This window comes from Deltaproteobacteria bacterium (genome assembly GCA_013151235.1).
Lineage (GTDB): Bacteria > CG2-30-53-67 > CG2-30-53-67 > CG2-30-53-67 > CG2-30-53-67 > JAADIO01.
This window is the reverse complement of record JAADIO010000067.1, coordinates 1-18,334: the sequence shown is the minus strand read 5'-3', so window position 1 is coordinate 18,334 and position 18,334 is coordinate 1. Positions and strand designations below refer to the sequence as shown.

Annotated in this window: 19 protein-coding genes; 16 read left to right on the top strand and 3 right to left on the bottom strand. The window is 55.4% G+C overall.

Going from position 1 to position 18,334, the window contains the following annotated elements:
- Window positions 1-12: 12 nt before the first annotated feature.
- The 6 genes from GXP58_11860 (at window position 13) to GXP58_11835 (ending at window position 4,222) form a co-directional block, all read left to right on the top strand.
- Window positions 13-801 carry an ABC transporter permease gene (locus GXP58_11860; protein ID NOY54289.1) on the top strand — a complete coding sequence of 263 codons (789 nt, stop codon included), beginning with the start codon at window positions 13-15 and terminating at the stop codon, window positions 799-801.
- Between the two features lie 160 nt (window positions 802-961).
- Window positions 962-1,762, top strand: a complete 801-nt coding sequence (locus GXP58_11855; protein NOY54288.1) for an ABC transporter ATP-binding protein — start codon at window positions 962-964, stop codon at window positions 1,760-1,762.
- Window positions 1,749-2,198 (top strand): outer membrane lipid asymmetry maintenance protein MlaD, encoded by a 450-nt coding sequence (mlaD, locus tag GXP58_11850; protein ID NOY54287.1) that lies wholly within the window; start codon window positions 1,749-1,751, stop codon window positions 2,196-2,198. The genes GXP58_11855 and mlaD overlap by 14 nt, the downstream gene beginning before the upstream one ends.
- 169 nt (window positions 2,199-2,367) lie before the next feature.
- Window positions 2,368-3,039 (top strand): VacJ family lipoprotein, encoded by a 672-nt coding sequence (locus GXP58_11845; GenBank protein NOY54286.1) that lies wholly within the window; start codon window positions 2,368-2,370, stop codon window positions 3,037-3,039.
- A 107-nt stretch (window positions 3,040-3,146) separates the two neighbouring features.
- Window positions 3,147-3,758, top strand: a complete 612-nt coding sequence (locus GXP58_11840; GenBank protein ID NOY54285.1) for an ABC transporter substrate-binding protein — start codon at window positions 3,147-3,149, stop codon at window positions 3,756-3,758.
- On the top strand, window positions 3,755-4,222 hold the full coding sequence (locus GXP58_11835) for a cyclic nucleotide-binding domain-containing protein (GenBank protein ID NOY54284.1): 468 nt from the start codon (window positions 3,755-3,757) through the stop codon (window positions 4,220-4,222). Before GXP58_11840 ends, GXP58_11835 begins: the two co-directional genes overlap by 4 nt.
- Window positions 4,223-4,316: 94 nt before the next feature.
- Here the strand turns inward: GXP58_11835 and GXP58_11830 are convergent, their stop codons facing one another.
- The 3 genes from GXP58_11830 to GXP58_11820 all read right to left on the bottom strand — a co-directional run bounded on the left by GXP58_11830 (window position 4,317) and on the right by GXP58_11820 (window position 7,284).
- The gene (locus tag GXP58_11830) at window positions 4,317-5,156 is read right to left on the bottom strand and encodes a hypothetical protein (GenBank protein ID NOY54283.1); all 840 of its coding nucleotides are present in this window, start codon (window positions 5,154-5,156) and stop codon (window positions 4,317-4,319) included.
- 90 nt (window positions 5,157-5,246) lie between these two features.
- Window positions 5,247-5,477, bottom strand: a complete 231-nt coding sequence (locus tag GXP58_11825; GenBank protein NOY54282.1) for a sulfurtransferase TusA family protein — start codon at window positions 5,475-5,477, stop codon at window positions 5,247-5,249.
- 115 nt (window positions 5,478-5,592) lie between these two features.
- Window positions 5,593-7,284: a tetratricopeptide repeat protein gene (locus GXP58_11820; GenBank protein NOY54281.1), complete on the bottom strand. Its 1,692-nt coding sequence runs from the start codon at window positions 7,282-7,284 to the stop codon at window positions 5,593-5,595.
- 376 nt (window positions 7,285-7,660) lie between these two features.
- On the opposite strand from GXP58_11820, the gene rpsB reads away from it, so the two are divergent.
- From rpsB to GXP58_11770, 10 genes are all read left to right on the top strand, one after another.
- Window positions 7,661-8,470 carry a 30S ribosomal protein S2 gene (rpsB, locus tag GXP58_11815; GenBank protein ID NOY54280.1) on the top strand — a complete coding sequence of 270 codons (810 nt, stop codon included), beginning with the start codon at window positions 7,661-7,663 and terminating at the stop codon, window positions 8,468-8,470.
- 244 nt (window positions 8,471-8,714) lie between these two features.
- Complete coding sequence (locus tag GXP58_11810; protein NOY54279.1) at window positions 8,715-9,647, top strand: elongation factor Ts; 933 nt, start codon at window positions 8,715-8,717, stop codon at window positions 9,645-9,647.
- A 15-nt stretch (window positions 9,648-9,662) separates the two neighbouring features.
- Complete coding sequence (locus tag GXP58_11805; protein ID NOY54278.1) at window positions 9,663-10,388, top strand: UMP kinase; 726 nt, start codon at window positions 9,663-9,665, stop codon at window positions 10,386-10,388.
- Window positions 10,385-10,942 (top strand): ribosome recycling factor, encoded by a 558-nt coding sequence (frr, locus tag GXP58_11800; protein ID NOY54277.1) that lies wholly within the window; start codon window positions 10,385-10,387, stop codon window positions 10,940-10,942. Before GXP58_11805 ends, frr begins: the two co-directional genes overlap by 4 nt.
- A 51-nt stretch (window positions 10,943-10,993) precedes the next feature.
- Window positions 10,994-11,797: an isoprenyl transferase gene (locus GXP58_11795; protein ID NOY54276.1), complete on the top strand. Its 804-nt coding sequence runs from the start codon at window positions 10,994-10,996 to the stop codon at window positions 11,795-11,797.
- A 1-nt stretch (window position 11,798) separates the two neighbouring features.
- The gene (locus tag GXP58_11790; protein ID NOY54275.1) at window positions 11,799-12,602 is read left to right on the top strand and encodes a phosphatidate cytidylyltransferase; all 804 of its coding nucleotides are present in this window, start codon (window positions 11,799-11,801) and stop codon (window positions 12,600-12,602) included.
- Between the two features lie 24 nt (window positions 12,603-12,626).
- Complete coding sequence (locus GXP58_11785) at window positions 12,627-13,796, top strand: 1-deoxy-D-xylulose-5-phosphate reductoisomerase (GenBank protein NOY54274.1); 1,170 nt, start codon at window positions 12,627-12,629, stop codon at window positions 13,794-13,796.
- Between the two features lie 84 nt (window positions 13,797-13,880).
- A complete protein-coding gene (gene rseP, locus GXP58_11780; GenBank protein NOY54273.1) occupies window positions 13,881-15,506 on the top strand; it encodes an RIP metalloprotease RseP in 1,626 nt (541 codons plus the stop codon).
- 28 nt (window positions 15,507-15,534) lie between these two features.
- The gene (gene ispG, locus GXP58_11775) at window positions 15,535-16,608 is read left to right on the top strand and encodes a flavodoxin-dependent (E)-4-hydroxy-3-methylbut-2-enyl-diphosphate synthase (GenBank protein ID NOY54272.1); all 1,074 of its coding nucleotides are present in this window, start codon (window positions 15,535-15,537) and stop codon (window positions 16,606-16,608) included.
- Between the two features lie 148 nt (window positions 16,609-16,756).
- Window positions 16,757-17,410 (top strand): endonuclease III, encoded by a 654-nt coding sequence (locus GXP58_11770; protein ID NOY54271.1) that lies wholly within the window; start codon window positions 16,757-16,759, stop codon window positions 17,408-17,410.
- The last annotated feature ends 924 nt before the right edge of the window (window positions 17,411-18,334 follow it).

Genomic DNA, 18,334 nt, shown 5'->3' with positions numbered 1-18,334 from the left:
ATTAAAGATACGATGCAAAAGCCACTGGAAAAGTTAGGTGATGGTTTTCTATACTTCGTGGAACATACGGGGCGGATGGGGATCTTTCTTTTCTCCTGCATCGTCAATGCCCTGAAACCGCCCTACAAAATCTTTCCCGTCATTCGGCAGATCAATTTCATCGGGGCCAGGTCGATCTTCGTGATTCTCTTCACAGGTGCTTTTACGGGAATGGTCCTCGGACTGCAGGGATATTATACGCTCCGCAAGTTCGGGTCGGAGGGGCTTTTGGGATCGGCCGTGGCCCTGAGCCTGATCCGGGAATTAGGCCCGGTGCTCACCGCCCTTATGGTGATCGGCCGGGCAGGTTCCGCCATCTGCGCCGAGATCGGCATCATGCGGAATTCCGAGCAGATCGATGCCCTTGAGTGCATGGCCATCGACCCCTACAAATACCTCATGGTACCGAAATTGATTGCCGGAATTATCTCCCTGCCGCTTTTGACATTCATATTCGACGTGGTCGGGATCTTCGGCGGCTGTCTCGTCGGGGTCTACCTGTTGGGGGTCAACAGCGGGACCTATTTTCAGGGGATGTACGCCAGCGTGGTTTGGAAGGACATCGAGATGGGACTGGTAAAATCGTTGACCTTCGGCCTGCTGATCGTCTGGCTGACCGCGGCCAAGGGATATTTTCTCCATTTCGACCGCTCCGGTGGTTTCGGGGCGGAGGGTGTGAGCCGGAATACGACCAGTGCGGTGGTGCTGGCATCGGTGACGATACTGGTGTGGGATTACCTGATCAGCGCCATTCTTCTTTAGACGGCTTCGTAAAAAGTCCGTCTGCTGGGTTTGTCGGATTTTGAGTTCGTTGCGACGTAAAAATAAAGTACGCCTCTCTCCTCAAAATCTTTGTGTCTTGCATCCGGAGCTTTTTACTGTGCCGTGGATGACAGACTTTATTCGGTGTCGGGTCTGCTAAATGAGTGAAGATCAGAAAAATGTAGTTATCCAATTAGTGGACGTGGAGAAATCTTTCGGAACGCAGAAGGTTCTGGATAAGGTGAATCTGACCGTCCGGGAAGGAACAACCACGGTCATTGTCGGGGCAAGCGGTCAGGGAAAGAGCGTAATTTTAAAGCACATGCTCGGCTTGGTGCGTCCGGATGCGGGGAAGGTCCTCGTTTTCGGAGAGGATATGGCCCGGCTGAACAAGAAGGAGATGAACCGGGTACGCCGCAATTTCGGTGTTCTCTTTCAGAATGTTGCTCTTTTTGATTCCATGACGGTCTATGATAACGTGGCCCTGCCGCTTCGGGAGCGGACAAAGGCGACGGAAGGGGAGATCCGTCGGAATGTGGAAGAGAAGCTTTCGATGCTCGATTTGCAGGGGGCCGGAGAAAAATATCCGGCGCAGATCAGCGGCGGGATGCAGAAGCGGGTTGGACTGGCCCGGGCGTTGGTGCTGAATCCGAAGGTGGTCTTCTACGATGAACCGACCACGGGACTGGATGTAAACAAGAGCAATGAGATCTACCGGCTTTTTTACAAGACCCAGGCACACCTGAAATATACGGCCGTGATGGTCAGTCATGATGTGCCGAAGATCTTTAAGCTCTCCGACTATGTTGCCCTGCTGGCCGACTGCAAAATCCAGGGATGCATGTCGCCGGAGGAGTTTCAGCTTTCCGGTAATCCACATATCCGCTCCTTCGTCGAGACGACGATGGGGCCGATCTATTCCAGTGAGATGGAGGAGACCGATCTCTATGAAACGACTTAATATCGAAACGGCGGTGGGGGTATTCGTGATTCTTGGGTTTCTCTGTTTTGCCTATCTCTCGATCAAGCTGGGCGGCGTGGAACTCTGGGGAAACAATAAGACCTATACCGTTGATGCGAGATTTGATTCCATTGCCGGGCTGAAGGTCGGTGCTTACGTGGAGATCGGCGGAGTGAAGGTGGGAAAGGTCGCATCGATCAGGCTCGACCCGAAGGAGTACGAAGCGGTCGTCGATATGTCCATCAACAAGAAGGTCAAGCTGCAGGATGACAGCATCGCATCGATCCGTACGGCCGGAATCATTGGAGACCGTTACGTCAGCATTACCCCCGGGGGGTCGGAAGATTACATAAAACCCGGCGGAGAGATTACGGAGACGGAATCGGCGATCAACCTGGAGGAGTTGGTGAGTAAGTATATCTTTGAAAAGAAATAACGGACCGACTATGGGAAGATAGAATCAAGCTGATCCGTTTCGAAATGATGACCCGGGAGCAAAGCTGATGAAAACCATGATGGTGGTCCTGCTTTTTCTCTTCGTTTTGACCCTGCCTGCCCATGCAGCAGATGTCAAAACCGTCCGTTCCGGAGAGGAAACCCTCCGAATGCAGACGGCCTCGGACGATGGATCCGATGCCGATTTTCAGGATGACTTCGGGGACGAGGTGGAAACGGAGGTTCCCGACCCCCTGGAACCGGTGAACCGTGTGATCTTCCGGTTCAATGACAAGGTTTATTTTTACCTCTTCAAGCCGGTGGCGAAGGCCTACCGGATTGTACCGGAACAGGCCCGGGTCTCCGTGGCGGACTTCTTTTCCAACCTTTTTACACCGGTACGGTTCGTAAATTCTCTATTGCAGTTGAAATTCCAGGATGCCGGCAACGAGCTGACCCGCTTTCTTGTGAATACCACCGTGGGATGTGCCGGTTTCTTCGACCCGGCCGGAAACGATGCCGGTTTGGTGAAAAAGGAAGAGGATTTCGGCCAGACCCTGGGACGGTACGGCGTCGGGGGAGGGTTCTACATTGTTCTTCCCTTCCTCGGACCGAGCAACCTCCGTGATGGGATCGGTCTGCTGGCCGACGGTGCCCTGAACCCGATTTATTACCTGGGGATCGGCGATGGTGCGAAGATCGGGGTGCGGGCGTATTATTCCGTCAATGCCCTCTCCCTCGACCAAGACACCTATGAGAGCATCAAGAGGGAATCCCTGGATCCCTATCTCTTTATTCGGAACGCCTACGGCCAGAGAAGGGATGGATTTATCAAGAAATGATTTTTCCGGGAATCGTTTCCCCGAATCCTGTTCTTGTGATAGGATTCGGGTACAGGGAGCGGGGAATCGGTATCGGTTTCGTCAGACTTGTCATGGAGGAGTCGATAATGTTGAAGAAAACCCTGTCGATCGTCCTGGTCCTTTTCTTTTGTTGCCGGATTGCAGAGGCGGCCGATCCTTCCCCGCTGACACAGATGAAGGGGACCGTTGATGCCGTGATCGGGATTCTCAAACAGAAGGATCTTGACCGGGACGTCCGGAGAGCGGCTCTGCGCAAGGTCATCCGGAAGCGGTTCGACTTCCACTCCATGTCTCAGCGGACCCTGGCCATGAACTGGAGAAAAGCAACGCCCGGGCAACAGGAACAATTCGTGAAACTCTTTACGGAACTTTTAGAGGCAACCTATATCGGGCGGATTGAGACTTACCATAATGAACGTGTCGTCTATGACAAGGAACGGATCAGGAAGAAAAAGGCCATTGTGGAGACCCATATCATTACCCCGAGTGTGAAGATTCCCATTACCTACCGGCTCCACCTTCGGGGGGGGCAGTGGCGGGTCTATGATGTCGTGGTGGAAGAGGTTAGCCTGATCCGGAACTTCCGGAGCAGTTATCGGGATATTGTCAAACAGGAAGGTTTTCCTGCTCTTTTGTTGAAGATGGAAGCAAAAATTGAGGAATTAAAGAAACCGAAGGAGACAAAGCGGTCGTCATGACGGATTCAAGACAGTCGATTTGCCGGAGAATGAAGCGGAATTTTCAGTTTTTCAGTTTTCTGAATGATCAAGATATCGAAGTGCTGTCCCCTTTTTTTCATTGCCGGCAGGCGCCTGCCGGTTCGATTCTCTGGAAGGAAGGTGATGAAGAGGATTATGTGGCCTTTATCATCTCCGGCCGGATCGAAGTCCGTAAGGCGACTGAGTTTAAAGAAAAACAGGTGGTGGTCGGCCTCTATGGGAAAGGGTCTATCGTAGGGGAACTCTGCATTCTCAACAATGTCCAACGTGCTGTAAGCGCCGTGGTGATCGAAGCCGCCGATCTTTTGACCCTCGACCGGGAGGATCTGGAGACGATCATCCGGGAAAACCCGGAGTTGGGCAGCAAACTCCTGAAGGGAATGCTGGCCGCCGTTTCCCTCCGGCTTCGCAAGTCCTTTGACCGGCTTGCCTCCATCTTTTGAAAGTAGAGACATCCGTCCGTCCTTACAGCACGAAAAATCCGCACGATATCCGATGTGACGGAAACGGTCCCGGATCGGCGAACGACGAAATTCGTTAGATGCGCCGGTCGTTGCACGGCGATTTGTCAAGCCACCTCTTCCATCCCTTCATCATCGTTTCTTCGGTAAGGCCATAGGTCGCCCGGAAGGCCTGGTGAAAGGAACAACCCTCTGAAATTCGGTGCAGCACTTCCCGGATTTTCTCCTCTCCGTATTCCTCGATCAGGTAAGTGACCATCTGGTGGGCGGCGGAATAGACCAGCTTCTGCCGCCCCTTGATCTCTCTTGACGTGGGCCGGAGTGGATGGAAGCCGGGGTGTGCGCGTAGCTTGCGCAGCAGGTTCCTGCGGGAATAGCGACGGTATCCCTGGCCGGCGGTCCAGGAGGCGAGTCCTTCCCGGAACCATAGGGGGTCGTTACGGGTGGTGCGGCTTGCTGCAATCCCCGCCGTCTGGTAGTGGACGACGTGGGTCAGCTCATGCGTCATTAATTCGGAAAACCGTTTTCTGCTGAACAGAAGCCAGGACCGGGGCGACTGGATATACACCGTCTTTTCCGTGGCCCAGGCTTTGAGCCATCGGTAGCCGTGCCGGTGGACCGCCCGTTCCAGGGCATCATGGTCGGGACAGATGATGACCGTAACGGGATGAGTGATTCGGCCCCATTTCCTGATGCGGGGGAGAGCTGCCTGGATGGTTTTCTTGATGAGCGGCAGGGCCGGCCGATCTGTAGGTTGAAAGCGGAAGGTAATCCGGACCTTCGAGAGGGTTGCCGACTCTCCCAGAACCCCGGCCGGTAAAGGGCGCAGGAGCGTACATCCTTGTGTCGCCAATAAAAAGAAGAGCATGTACAGGAAGAGGGCGCGTCTGCCGATCACCGGAAACGGGGGAGACATGATCCGCCTCATCACATAAAAAAACCCCACGGAAAGCTTCACTTCGTGGGGTTTTGATCGATCGGGAATCAGGATTCCTTGCGGTGCGGATTAAGATTTTTTGAGATAGAACTTGAAAACGCTTCCGTCTTCGATGGATTCGACCAGTTCATTCCCGGTCCGCTTGGCCCAGGCGGTAATGTCGTTCTTGGAGCCGGGGTCCGTGGAAAGCATTTCCAAAACCTGGCCCGAACTCAGTTCATCCATGGCCTTCTTGGTCTTCAGGACCGGAAGCGGGCAGTTCAACCCTTGGCAATCGAGAGTTTTGTCGGCGGTAGGCATCTTTCCCTCCTTATAATGTATTGAATGAAATATATCAGTTTATACAGAGGTACAATTCTATATGATTGTGCCCATGAATGTCAAATAAAATTTTTCTTCAGTATTTTTAACTGATTCATGTTTTGTGCCATTCCTCCGCGAGGATTCGCAATCGGCCTCGATCCCGGACCAGGAAGAGCCGCTTTATCCCGGTGTCACGGTAATGGTCGGCACGGTACTCCTGTCGGAAGGTGACGGTCAGGTAATTCTTGTGACGCAGGACCCGGTAGGGGGTCAGGTTTACGGTGATGTGCCGGTTCTGCCGGAAGAGATACCCCTTGTATTTCTTCCAGCCGGTCCGGTCCCATTTGCCGCTGGAAAATGCGGGCGCATAGAAGGAGATGAACCGGTCGATATCCTTTTGTTCCCAACTGGTTTTCCAGGCTGTGAGAAAATCGAAAACCTCCCGACGTACACGGTCCTGTGCCGAACGATCGGTATAGGCGATCTTGTCGTAGATGATGATCGGGGTTTCGTGGAGCCGGATGAATGAAGCGAGCGTTTCGATATCTTTGTTGTTCACGACGACACACCCCAGGGTTCTCTGTGGCAGATAGGAACGGATCGGCTCATTCGTGCCGTGAAGCCAGATCCCGTTGCCGTCCTTTCCCTGCGTTCGGTCAAAGGGATTCGGATAGTCAATGGGAAAGGCCATCTCGCCGTATTCCGGGGGGAGTTCCCCGTCCGTGATCTTCCGTGTAAAGAGGTAGATGCCTTCCGGGGTGCGTTTGTCGCCCATCTTCCGTTTCGTCCCGTTCTTCTCTCCCGTGGAACAGGCAAAGGATTGAACGTAGCGGATCTTCCCCTTCAAGTTCCGGTAGAGCAGGAGGGTCTGTGTCGACTTATCGACGAGGAGGGCGGAGCTGCCTTCCCGTTCCAGGGCCAGCAGGGGGGCCGGAAGTTGATATTGTTGCACCGGGCCTGCGGCGGGAGAAGCTTTGACGGAGGTTGCCGGGGTGAGAGAGGCCAGGCGGATTCGAGTAATCTCGACGATTTCTTTCCGGACTTTCCCGGGATCGGAATAGGTATTGAGGATGGTTTCAAATTCTTTGAGTGCCTCCGTGTAGGCCTTCTTTTTCTTGAAGGCCTGTCCCAAAGCAAAACGAACTTTTGCTTGATCCTTCAGTTTTAATGAAGTCCGGTAGGAATGGATCGCCCCGTTGAGGTTTCCTTCCAGGCTGTTCAGCCGACCGAGATCAAATTGAAAATCGGCATTCTTCGGATCGGCGGTCAGCAGTGCCCTCAGTTTTTTCCGAACCTTCGGATGGTCCGGTCCTTTGCTCCGGATCGCCTTGAGATATTCTTCGATTGATTGTGAAAGATAGAGATCGCCGAGGTTCAGGTGACCCTGCTGATAATCGGGATTCAGGCGGATTGTTTCCTTCAACTCCCGTACGGCATCGTCCGTTTTTCCCATTTGAGAGTAGAGGACGGCCAGATTGTTGTGGGTCTCGGAGGACGAGGGGTCGATCCGGAGGACTTTCCGGAAGGCTTCGGCGGCTTTTTTCGTCCGGCCCATCTTGTAATAGCTGACGCCCATGGCGAAGTAGGCGTCGGCAAAACCTTTTCGCGCCTGAACGGCTTTTTTAAAACAGGAGACGGCCTTCCGGTCGTGACCCTGATCATGGAGTTTCTTTCCTTCCTGCATCCACTGGTCCGGGCTTTCGGGGTTCTGTCCGAATGCCGGTATGGAATGGAGGACGGTCGGAAAGGTCAGAAGGAGGGCAAGAAAGAGGGTGCTGAGAAGCTTTCCCGGAATTTTGTGCATGCCTGTTTCCTTTGAGAAGGGCCCCTTGGATTTTGTTTGCAAAAGTTGTCCGTATGGACAAAAGCAGGAATATATCAATAAAAACAATATGTTATTAAAATTATCAAAACAACGAAGGGTTGTCAATACAAAAAGATCACTCAAATTTTCTTGCAATCGAAGAATCATTTTGTTAGCATTCCATGTTTGAAGTTTGTGCAAGTATTGCCGTGCAAAAGCACAACCGACGGTAGTCGGGGGCTCTCGATAGAGAGGCCGGCGAACCGGCGGGAATCCCACACATACCCCGATCCTGACGGGTGGTGCACCGAAGCGGTGTTCCCGGAGGGAGTGGAAGGGTATGGAGGTCAAACCTAATCCATAGGAGGAACCACGTATGCCGATCGTTACCATGAAAGAATTGCTGGAAGCCGGAGTTCATTTCGGCCATCAGACCAATCGCTGGAACCCGAAGATGCGGAAATTTATCTTTGGTGAGCGGAACGGGATCTACATCCTGGATCTCCAGAAAACCCTTCGGAATATCAAGCAGATCCACAATATCGTCAAGAAGATCGTCGCCGACGGCAAGTCAATCCTTTTTGTGGGGACCAAGAAGCAGGGGCAGGAGTCGATTGCCGATGAGGCCAAACGGTGCGGTATGTTCTACATGAATCAGCGCTGGCTCGGCGGGACCCTGACCAACTACAATACGATCAAAAACAGTATCGCCAAATTGAAACGTTATGAAAAAATGAAGGAGGACGGCACCTATGAAAGCTTCCACAAGAAAGAGGTGCTGAAGTTCGAGAAAGAACGGATTAAGTTAGAGAAGTACCTCGGCGGAATCAAGGATATGCAGGGGCTGCCCGGCGCCCTCTTTATCGTCGATCCCAAGCGGGAGCGAATTGCGGTCCATGAGGCCCGGATCATGGGGATTCCGATCATCGCCATTGTGGACAGCAATTGTGATCCCGATGAAATCGATTATATCATCCCCGGAAATGACGATGCGATTCGTTCCATCCGGCTGGTCGCGGCCAAGATTGCCAATGCCGTCTGCGAGGCGAAGGAGCAGCGGATGCCCGAGGTGGAAGCCGAGATGATGGCGGCAGCCGGCGAGGTCTCCCCCGCAAGTCCGGAAACGGCGGCGGCCCCCGCGGCAAGCGAACCGGCTCCAGCGGCGAGTGAACCGGCCCCGGAATAATCCGATACGATCCTCAACAGGAGACTCTTGTTGAGGCTTTTACGATGCATAATGTCGTAAAAAGTCGTTTTCCGGATTCCGTTCATGGTTCGACAAGCTCACCACGAACGGAATATCAATCACTTACACCGTTCGCCCTGAGCACGGCTCTCCTGAGTATGCCGAAGGGCCTGTCCTGAGCTGGTCGAAGGGTCGAAGGGCTTCGTGACTTTTTACGACACCATCATAATAAGGAGAGAGAAGTATGAGCGGCATTTCAGCTGGACAGGTGAAAGAATTGCGAACCCGGACCGGGGCCGGTATCATGGATTGCAAAAAGGCCCTGGCGGAAACGAATGGAGATCTGGAGGCGGCTATCGATTTTCTGCGGAAGAAAGGACTTTCCGCAGCGGCCAAAAAAGCCGGACGCGTCGCCTCGGAAGGTCTGGTGGTTGCTGCGTTAACGGACGACGGCTCCGCCGGCTGTCTTCTGGAAGTCAACTCCGAGACCGATTTTGTAGCGAAGAATCAGGAGTTCCAAAGTTTTTGCAACCAGGTGGCGCAGGTGATTCTTGATTCGGCCCCGGCCGACCTTGCGGCCCTTCTCGCGGAAAAGATGGAAGACGGCCGCAGCGTGGATGAGAACTTGAAAGAGCGGATTGCCACGATCGGGGAGAACATGGCCGTTCGTCGTTTTACCCGTTATTCCGGCGAAGGGGTCCGGGTTGCCTCCTATATCCATATGGGGGGCAAGATCGGAGTTCTGTTGGAGGTCGCCTGCCCGACGGCGGAAATGGCGGGAAAAGAGGAGTTTCAGGAACGGCTCAAAGACCTGACCATGCACATCGCCGCGGCCCGTCCCCTCTATCTGGGCCGCAAGGATGTGGCGGCCGATCTGCTGGAACGGGAGAAGACGGTTTACCGGGAGCAGGCCGTAGAATCGGGAAAACCGGAAAAAATTATCGAGAAGATCGTCTCCGGACGGATCGAGAAGTATTTTGGGGAAATCTGCCTGCTGGAGCAGGCCTTCGTCAAGGATGGCGATATCAAAATCTCCAAACTGATGGAAGAGAGCCAAAAGAAAATTGGTGAAGGATTTGAGATCCGGCGCTTCGTCCGCTACGAATTGGGCGAGGGAATCGAGAAGAAACAGGAAAACTTTGCCGCGGAGATCCAGGCACAGTTGCAGGGTGAATGACAGGAAACGGACTTCATGGCTGAACTGAAATACAAGAGGGTCCTGCTCAAACTGAGCGGGGAGGCCCTGATGGGGCAACAGGCCTACGGGATCGATCCCGGGACCCTGAAGACCATTGCCGAGGAAGTCAAGAAGATTACGTCGCTTCATGTCGAGATTGCGCTGGTGATCGGCGGCGGGAATATCTTCCGGGGGATCTCGGGTGTGGCCCAGGGGATGGACCGGGCCACGGGGGATTATATGGGGATGTTGGCGACTATGCTTAATGCCCTGGCCCTTCAGAATGTTCTGGAGCATGTGGGGGTCGATACGCGGGTTCTCTCGGCTCTGGAGATGAAGGAACTGGCCGAGCCCTACATCCGGCGGCGGGCGGCCCGTCACCTGGAAAAAGGGCGTGTGGTGATCTTTGGCGGCGGAACGGGCAATCCTTTCTTTACCACCGATACGGCGGCGGCTCTCCGGGCCATGGAAATCAATGCCGATGTCATCATGAAGGCGACCAAGGTGGATGGTGTTTATACGGCGGATCCGATGAAGGATGATCATGCGGAGTTTCTGCCGGAGGTGACCTACATCGATGTCCTGCAGAAACGTCTGAAAGTGATGGATGCCACGGCGATCTCTTTATGTATGGACAATAACCTTCCGATCATCGTTTTTAATATGATGAAAGAAGGGAACATCCACAAGGTCCTGACCGGTGAGCGGATCGGGACCCTGGTACAGGGAGGGGACTCATGATTGCGGAATTGAAATCACAGACCGAGGCACAAATGGAGAAGGCGATCGAAGCCTTGAGAAAAGAATATGCCCGGATTCGGACGGGACGCGCATCAACGGGGATTCTGGACCATATCCTGGTCGACTACTACGGGACGGCGACCCGTCTGAACCAGATGGCGACTCTCTCCGTCCCGGAGAGCCGGACGATTGTTATTCAGCCCTGGGATGCGTCTGCGTTGAAGTCGATCGAGAAGGCCATTCTTTCGTCCGACATGGGGTTGACCCCATCCAACGACGGGAAGGTGATTCGGATTACCATTCCGGAATTAACGGAAGAGCGCCGTCGGGAGATTGTCAAGGTAATCCGGAATATGGCCGAAGACTGCCGGGTGGCGGTCCGGCATGCCAGGAAAGAGGCGAATGACAAGCTCAAGAAGATGGAAAAAGAGAAAGAGATTACCGAGGATGCCCTCCATAAGATCCTGGATGAGATTCAGAAACTGACCGACCGGTTTGTCAAGAAAGCGGATCAGGTCCTCCAGACCAAGGAAGAGGATGTCATGACGGTCTGAGAAGGTCCCCTTGCAAAATGATGTCATCCCATGACGGATACAACCAGCCCGATGAACAAAAACCTGCCTCCTGCGGAAGAATGCAACGAAACGGCAAAACTCTATCCGGAACTCTTTCGGCAGATTGATCCTGCCGCTCTTCCCTACCATGTCGCCATCATCATGGACGGCAATGGCCGATGGGCCGGGGCACGTTCCATTCCCCGCATCATGGGGCATAAGGAAGGGGTTCGTTCCGTCGACGAAGTGGTCGCCTGTGCCCGGGAAACCGGTGTCCGGGTTCTCACGCTCTATGCCTTTTCCGTGGAAAACTGGCAGCGGCCCCGGACCGAGGTGCGGGCGCTCATGGGGATCCTCAAGGAATATATCAAAAGAAAAGTGCGGGTGATGCAGGAGAATGGAATCCGTTTTCAGGCCATCGGCAGGATTCACGACCTGCCGGAGAATATTCAGGAACTTCTTCATTGGGCCGAGCGGGAGACGTCGGCGAATCAGGTCATGACCCTGAATCTTGCCTTAAGCTATGGCGGACGGGCTGAAATCCTCGACGCGGTGCGGTCCCTGGCTCAGGACGTGGCCGACGGGCGGATTCGACCGTCGGAGATCGATGAAGCGGTCCTGAGCAGCCGGATGTATACGAGGGACTGTCCCGACCCGGACCTGATCATCCGAACCAGCGGAGAGCAGCGGATCAGCAATTTTCTGACCTGGCAGTCGGTCTATACGGAACTCTATTTTACGCCCATCCTCTGGCCTGATTTTAAACGAAAGGCGTTTCTCGAAGCACTACTCGATTACCGGACACGGGAACGACGGTACGGGATGACCGGCGAACAGGTCAAAGAAGGGGAGTAAGATGCCTCCGAAACGGGTATTTACGGCGCTGGTCGGTCTCCCGATTCTTGCGCTGCTGATCTTCTACAGCGAGCCGTTTATTTTTTTTCTTGCCCTTCTGGTTACCGCTCTCATCGGACAGAACGAATTTTACCACCTCCAGGAATCGGAGGGGTTCCACCTCCAGAAATTCCTGGGTCTTCTCATGGGGGCTTTGCTCCTTGCCGGGTTTTATGCCGGCGACGGCGCTCTGGTTTCCGGCATCCTGGTCCTGTTCATTCTCCTGGCCATGGTCTTTCGGACCTTTTCGGGACGGGACGTGGGACAGGCCGTTCGGGAAATCAGTGTGACCTGTTTCGGCCTTTATTATGTTCCCTATCTCTTCGGTTATCTCCTCCTGCTGCGGGGGGTTCCCTCCGGGCGGACGTGGGTCTTCTTCCTCTTTCTGACGGTTTGGGCCGGCGATACCGGCGCCTACTATATCGGGACCCGCTACGGGAAACGGAAACTCTTCCCAAAGGTCAGCCCCAAGAAGACCCTCGAAGGATCGGCCGGAGGGTTGCTCTGCTCCCTCATTGCCGGTGGGGTGGGGAAGCTTGTCTTCTCCCTTCCCGTGGAGGGGTTAGTGGCGCCGGCCCTTTTGGGCGCCGGACTCGGCCTGATCGGCCAGGTCGGCGATCTGGCGGAGTCGATTCTGAAACGTTCTTCCGGCATCAAGGATTCCGGTGTTCTCTTCCCCGGCCACGGCGGGGTACTGGACCGTTTTGACAGTATCCTTTTTGCGGCGCCGGCACTCTACTATTTTCTCCAGTCCGGGATCGGATAGTCCTTGAGGGAAAGGTCCTGACCCATGTCGGCATTACGGAAACAGAAGGTTGTTGTTTTAGGCTCTACCGGATCGATCGGGGTTAACACCCTCGATGTGATTGCCCGTCACCCCGACCGATTTGAAGTCATCGCCCTGACGGCCTATCGGAACATGGATCTTCTTGCGGACCAGGTAGCGGCCTGCGTTCCACAACGGGTCGTGGTGGCCGACGGTGAGGAGAGGGATCGACTGATCTCCTCTCTGAAGGGATCTGCTCCCGAGATTGCCTTGGGTGTGGAGGGCCTGATTCAGGCCGCCACACTCCCGGAAGCCGACATCGTCGTCTCGGCCATCGTCGGTGCAGCCGGGCTGGTGCCGACCCTCGCCGCAGTCAGGGTAGGTAAAAGAGTCGCCCTTGCGAACAAGGAAACCCTCGTCATGGCCGGGCGCCTGGTCATGGAGGAAGCAAAGAAGTCCGGCGCCCGGATTCTTCCCGTCGATAGTGAGCACAGTGCCATCTATCAATGTCTGTCCGGGGAGGAGACCGCAAAGGTCCGGCGCCTCATCCTGACCGCATCGGGCGGGCCGTTTCGGCGGATGACCCGCGGGGAGATGGAACGGGTCCGGGCGAAGGATGCCTTGCGGCACCCCCGGTGGGAAATGGGGCGGAAGATTTCCATCGACTCCGCAACCCTGATGAACAAAGGGCTGGAAGTGATCGAGGCCCGATGGCTCTTTGATATGCCCGTCGAACGGATCGATATCGTCGTCCATCCCGAAAGTATCGTTCACTCCATGGTAGAATTTCACGACGGGTCGGTTCTGGCCCAGATGGGTCTGCCCGACATGCGGGTCCCTATTGCCTATGCCCTCGGGTATCCCGAACGGCTGGAAAGCGGAGTGGAGTTTTTAAACGTGATCGAGCAGGGACCGCTCACCTTTGAGCCGCCCGATCGTGAACGTTTCCCCGCCCTTTCTCTGGCGGAGGATGCCTTGCGGCAGGGCGGAGTGATGCCGGCGGTTTTGAATGCAGCCAACGAGGTGGCCGTGAACGCTTTCCTGCAGGGCCGGATCGACTTCCTCCGGATTCCCCGCCTGATCCGGTCGGTGATGGAAAAGAGCGAACACCGGGATTATGAAACCGCCGAAGAGATCCTCCGGACCGACCTTGCGACGCGGAAGAAGACACGGGAAGAGATCAGCCGTTTGTGATTTACACTTCAGTATGTTACCGTATGCTTTACATCTACATCTTGCAGTATCGTCTCCAACCCTTCAAGAGGTTTATAATTCGTTATGTTATCCGGTTTTGTAGCTTTTATCGTTGTTCTGGGCATTCTCATCTTCGTCCATGAGTTGGGGCACTTCCTGGTGGCCAAGGGGTTCCGGGTAGGGGTCGAGAAATTTTCTCTCGGCTTCGGACCCAGGTTGGTTGGGAAGAAAATCGGTGAGACGGAGTACTGCCTTTCCGCCATTCCCCTAGGCGGCTATGTCAAAATGGTTGGCGAAGATCCAAACGAACCTTTATCGCCGGAGGATGAGGCCCGTTCCTTCAACAATCAGCCGCTCTTCTCCCGGTTCCTGATCGTTGCCGCCGGTCCCTTTTTCAATATTTTATTTGCCCTGATCATTTTCATGGGGATGTTCATGGCCGGCTATCCCTCGGAAGACAGCACCATCGGACGGGTGGAAAAGGGATCCCCGGCCTGGGAGGCCGGGATCCGGGGAGGGGACCATGTGGAGGCCGTCAACGGGGAGCCCGTCCGGTTGTGGGAGGAGTTGACGGACCGGATCCGGAAGAGTGACGGGTCACCCCTGAACCTGACCCTTGACCGGAAGGGGAAGAAGTTTGATATCACGGTCCGGCCGATGATGCGGGATCGGAAGAACATCTTCGGAGAGAGTGAAGAACGTTCTGTCATCGGGATTTCCCATCCGACCCTGGCGCCTGTTGCAGGGGTCTCGGATCCGGCCTCTCCCGCCGGTCGTGCCGGGCTTTCGACGGGCGACCGTATCGTGACGGTCAACAGCGAAGCGGTGCATACTTTTCCGGAACTGGAAACGGCGCTTCTGCGGAACCGCGCGGCGAAGATCCATCTGACAGTCAAACGGGAGGACAAGCCGCAGGAATTGACCTTGTCGTTTACGCCGAGGGAATTGCAGGCAGTGCAGGCCGATTCGGATCGGACATTGGCGGTGCTGGGAATTTCTTCCGCTGAACTCTTCGTACAGGAAGTCGTGAAAGACTCTCCGGCGGAGAAGGCGGGGATCAAGGCCGGGGACCGGATTGTTGCCATCGGTGGAAAGGTCCTGAACGACTTTGCCGATCTCCAGGAGATCATCGGAAAGAGTCCGGGTGTTTCCCTCTCCGTACGGCTGATTCGAGATGGAAAGACCCTGACCCTGCCGGTGGTGCCGGAAGCCTATGAAACCAAAGACCCCGTGGGCAAGAAGGTCATCCGTGGAAAGATCGGAATCCTGAGCGCCTATCGTCCGGAACCCGGCCCGACAATTTCCGTGCGGTACAACCCCTTCAAAGCCTTCTACAAGGGGCTTCAAATGACCTGGGACATTACGAAGTTGATCCTCGTGAGCCTGGTCAAACTGATTCAGCATGTCATCCCCGCCGACACCATCGGCGGTCCGATCCTGATCGCTCAGCTTGCGGGACAGCAGATTCAATACGGCCTGCTCGAGCTGCTCAAATTCCTGGCGCTGATCAGTATCAACCTGGGGATCCTCAATCTTTTTCCCATCCCGATCCTCGACGGCGGGCATATCCTCTTTTTCGCTATCGAAGGGTTGCTGGGACGGCCCCTGAGCATGCAGAAACGTGAGATCGCCCAGCAGGTCGGTCTCTTCCTCCTGATCTCCCTCATGATCTTCGCCTTCTACAACGACCTCATGCGGGTCTTCAAGTGATCCGATCAGGTCTGCTCCCGGAGTCGTTATGAAGATCGAACGCAGAAAGACCAGGACCGTGCAGCTTGGCAACGTCGCCGTCGGCGGCGCGGCCCCCGTATCGGTCCAGTCGATGTGCAACACCGACACCCGTGACATGGAAGCCACCGTGTCCCAGATCGAGCGGCTCGCCGATGCGGGATGCGATATCGTCCGGGTCGCCGTCCCGGATGAAGCCGCGGGCCGGGCATTGTCCGAAATCAGAAAAGCCTCCGATCTTCCCCTCATTGCCGATATCCATTTCAACCACCGTCTGGCACTCATGGCGATCGAGGCCGGAGTGGACGGCCTCCGGATCAACCCCGGGAACATCGGGGAACGGGACCGTGTGGAAGCGGTCGTTGAGGCGGCGAAGGATCGGAAGATCCCGATCCGGATCGGCGTCAACGCCGGTTCGCTCGAACCGGAGCTGTGGGAGAAGTACGGCGGTCCCACGCCGGAGGCGATGGTCGAATCGGCCATGAGCCATGTGCGGATCCTGGAGGAACTCGATTTCCGGCGGATCAAGATCTCGCTCAAGGCCCACGACGTCGCCCGGACCGTGGCGGCCTACCGGCTGATCGCGGGCAAGACCGACTATCCCCTCCATATCGGGATCACCGAGGCGGGGACCTTCCTTTCCGGTACGGTCAAGTCCTCCGTCGGGTTGGGGCTTCTTCTTGCCGACGGGATCGGGGATACGCTCCGGGTCTCCCTGACCGACGATCCCGTGCAGGAGGTGCGGGTCGGGATCGAGATCTTGAAGTCCCTGGGGCTTCGGGAAGCGGGACCGGTCATGATCTCCTGCCCCACCTGCGGACGCTGCGAAATCGACCTGATCGGACTGGCCCGGGAGGTGGAAGAGCGTCTGACAAAGATGAAACAGCCGCTCGAAGTCGCCGTCATGGGGTGTGTCGTCAACGGCCCCGGCGAGGCAAGAGAGGCCGACTTCGGGATCGCCGGAGGCAAGGGCGTGGGGCTGGTCTTCCGGAAGGGGAAGGTTGTCCGGAAGGTCAGGGAAGAGGAACTGGCCGACGCCCTGATGGAGGAGATCGGGAAGAAAATCAAACCTGAAAAGTATTAAGCGGTTATTTCTCCTTCTCCCCTTGGGGGAGAAGGTTGGGATGAGGGGGCGTAAGATCTGAAAGTTTTATGAGTAGCGTCCCGGTTTACCCGGGACGGCGATTTCTGCCTCCTGATTACGATGATCAAGAAAGAAGACCAAGAATACAATGGATGACCAACAGATCGACATTGTTGTCCGGATCCTGAAGAAGGAAGTGAAGCAGTGGAAGGTCCCCATCGTCGGGGTGGTGGCCGAGAAGACCCGGGACCCCTTCCAGATCCTGATCTCCTGCGTCCTTTCTCTTCGGACCCAGGACGGAACGACCGCCGCCGCGTCCGAGCGTCTCTTCGCCGTGGCGAATACGCCGGAGACCCTGGCAAAGGTCCCCGTCAAAAAGATCGAGAAACTGATCTACCCCGTCGGGTTCTACCGGGTCAAGGCGAAGAACATCCGGGCAATCTCCAAGCGGCTGATCGATGACTTTGCTTCCCGTGTGCCCGACACGATCGAAGAGCTTCTGACCCTCCCCGGCGTGGGCAGGAAGACGGCGAATCTCGTTGTCACCATCGGTTACGGCAAGTACGGGATCTGTGTCGACACCCACGTTCACCGGATCACCAACCGGTGGGGGTATGTTTCGACCGCGACCCCGGAGAAGACCGAGTTCGCCCTCCGGGAGAAACTCCCGAAGAAACACTGGAAGGTCATCAACGACCTCCTCGTCACCTACGGGCAGAACCTCTGCCGCCCCATCGGTCCGAAATGCGGGGCCTGCCGGCTCTACGACTACTGCGACCGGGTGGGAGTAGAGGAAAAATGAACGGTTACAAATGAAAAAAGAAAAGCATTGAACCACGGGGGACACGGGGTGTCACGGGGGAAAATTCAAAAGATCCCCTTCTTTCCCTCGGGGGAGAAGGTTGGGATTGAGGGGGCGAAACGCAGGTGCTTGCGTTGTAGTAAGCCGGCTGCTGAAAGCCGGAATTCACCAGGCGCAGAACGCAGAGAAAACCCCATCAACCAAAATACAGGACCAGATCCCCGTTCGCCCTGAGCGGGTCGAAGGGGGAACGGAAGGGACCCACGGTACCAGCCCTTTTCTGAGTGACCGCCGATAGACTCTCTATCAAAAACTTTACCCTGATTAAGCGGACAGTGATATTGAATAAAATTGTCCTGGATTGATTCTTGCCGCCGGAAGTCCTCCAGAAAAGCCTTGACAGAAGAAAGTCCAAAATATAGTATCACGTATGTTTATCCTAAAGAATAGGTGCAAAAATGCCGGATACTATTTTTCCTCCGATCGTTTGTGCCTCCACCCTGAGCGTTTTTGCCATGCAGCGTCCACGACTCCGAAAGCGAAACTCCTCGACCGGATGCGGGAGGTCCTGCGCGTCCGCCACTACAGCCGCCGAAGGGTACAGACCTATTGCCATTGGGTCAAGCTTCATCTATTTTCATAATGTCCGTCACCCGGCAGAGATGGCCGAACCGGAGATCAACGCATTTCTCACACACCATACCCGGTGCCTTGGATCGCAAATATCCGAATGCTCCGAAAGAGTGGCGCTGGCAATGGGTTTTCCCGCAGGAAAAACAATGGAAGAACACCAAAACCGGGGAAGAAGGGCGACACCATTCGGACACTAAAGATGTAAGCACAACCATGATCTATACTCATGTATTGAACAAAGGAGGGCAGGGCGTCGGAGCCCGCTCGATGGACTATAGGCCGGTTTATGCA

Excerpts from the sequence above, each read along its gene's own strand:
- GXP58_11860 (NOY54289.1), top strand. The coding sequence starts at position 13 with ATGCAAAAGCCACTGGAAAAGTTAGGTGATGGTTTTCTATACTTCGTG.
- GXP58_11855 (NOY54288.1), top strand. The coding sequence starts at position 962 with ATGAGTGAAGATCAGAAAAATGTAGTTATCCAATTAGTGGACGTGGAG.
- mlaD (NOY54287.1), top strand. The coding sequence starts at position 1,749 with ATGAAACGACTTAATATCGAAACGGCGGTGGGGGTATTCGTGATTCTT.
- GXP58_11845 (NOY54286.1), top strand. The coding sequence starts at position 2,368 with ATGCAGACGGCCTCGGACGATGGATCCGATGCCGATTTTCAGGATGAC.
- GXP58_11840 (NOY54285.1), top strand. The coding sequence starts at position 3,147 with ATGTTGAAGAAAACCCTGTCGATCGTCCTGGTCCTTTTCTTTTGTTGC.
- GXP58_11835 (NOY54284.1), top strand. The coding sequence starts at position 3,755 with ATGACGGATTCAAGACAGTCGATTTGCCGGAGAATGAAGCGGAATTTT.
- GXP58_11830 (NOY54283.1), bottom strand. The coding sequence starts at position 5,156 with ATGTCTCCCCCGTTTCCGGTGATCGGCAGACGCGCCCTCTTCCTGTAC.
- GXP58_11825 (NOY54282.1), bottom strand. The coding sequence starts at position 5,477 with ATGCCTACCGCCGACAAAACTCTCGATTGCCAAGGGTTGAACTGCCCG.
- GXP58_11820 (NOY54281.1), bottom strand. The coding sequence starts at position 7,284 with ATGCACAAAATTCCGGGAAAGCTTCTCAGCACCCTCTTTCTTGCCCTC.
- rpsB (NOY54280.1), top strand. The coding sequence starts at position 7,661 with ATGCCGATCGTTACCATGAAAGAATTGCTGGAAGCCGGAGTTCATTTC.
- GXP58_11810 (NOY54279.1), top strand. The coding sequence starts at position 8,715 with ATGAGCGGCATTTCAGCTGGACAGGTGAAAGAATTGCGAACCCGGACC.
- GXP58_11805 (NOY54278.1), top strand. The coding sequence starts at position 9,663 with ATGGCTGAACTGAAATACAAGAGGGTCCTGCTCAAACTGAGCGGGGAG.
- frr (NOY54277.1), top strand. The coding sequence starts at position 10,385 with ATGATTGCGGAATTGAAATCACAGACCGAGGCACAAATGGAGAAGGCG.
- GXP58_11795 (NOY54276.1), top strand. The coding sequence starts at position 10,994 with ATGAACAAAAACCTGCCTCCTGCGGAAGAATGCAACGAAACGGCAAAA.
- GXP58_11790 (NOY54275.1), top strand. The coding sequence starts at position 11,799 with ATGCCTCCGAAACGGGTATTTACGGCGCTGGTCGGTCTCCCGATTCTT.
- GXP58_11785 (NOY54274.1), top strand. The coding sequence starts at position 12,627 with ATGTCGGCATTACGGAAACAGAAGGTTGTTGTTTTAGGCTCTACCGGA.
- rseP (NOY54273.1), top strand. The coding sequence starts at position 13,881 with ATGTTATCCGGTTTTGTAGCTTTTATCGTTGTTCTGGGCATTCTCATC.
- ispG (NOY54272.1), top strand. The coding sequence starts at position 15,535 with ATGAAGATCGAACGCAGAAAGACCAGGACCGTGCAGCTTGGCAACGTC.
- GXP58_11770 (NOY54271.1), top strand. The coding sequence starts at position 16,757 with ATGGATGACCAACAGATCGACATTGTTGTCCGGATCCTGAAGAAGGAA.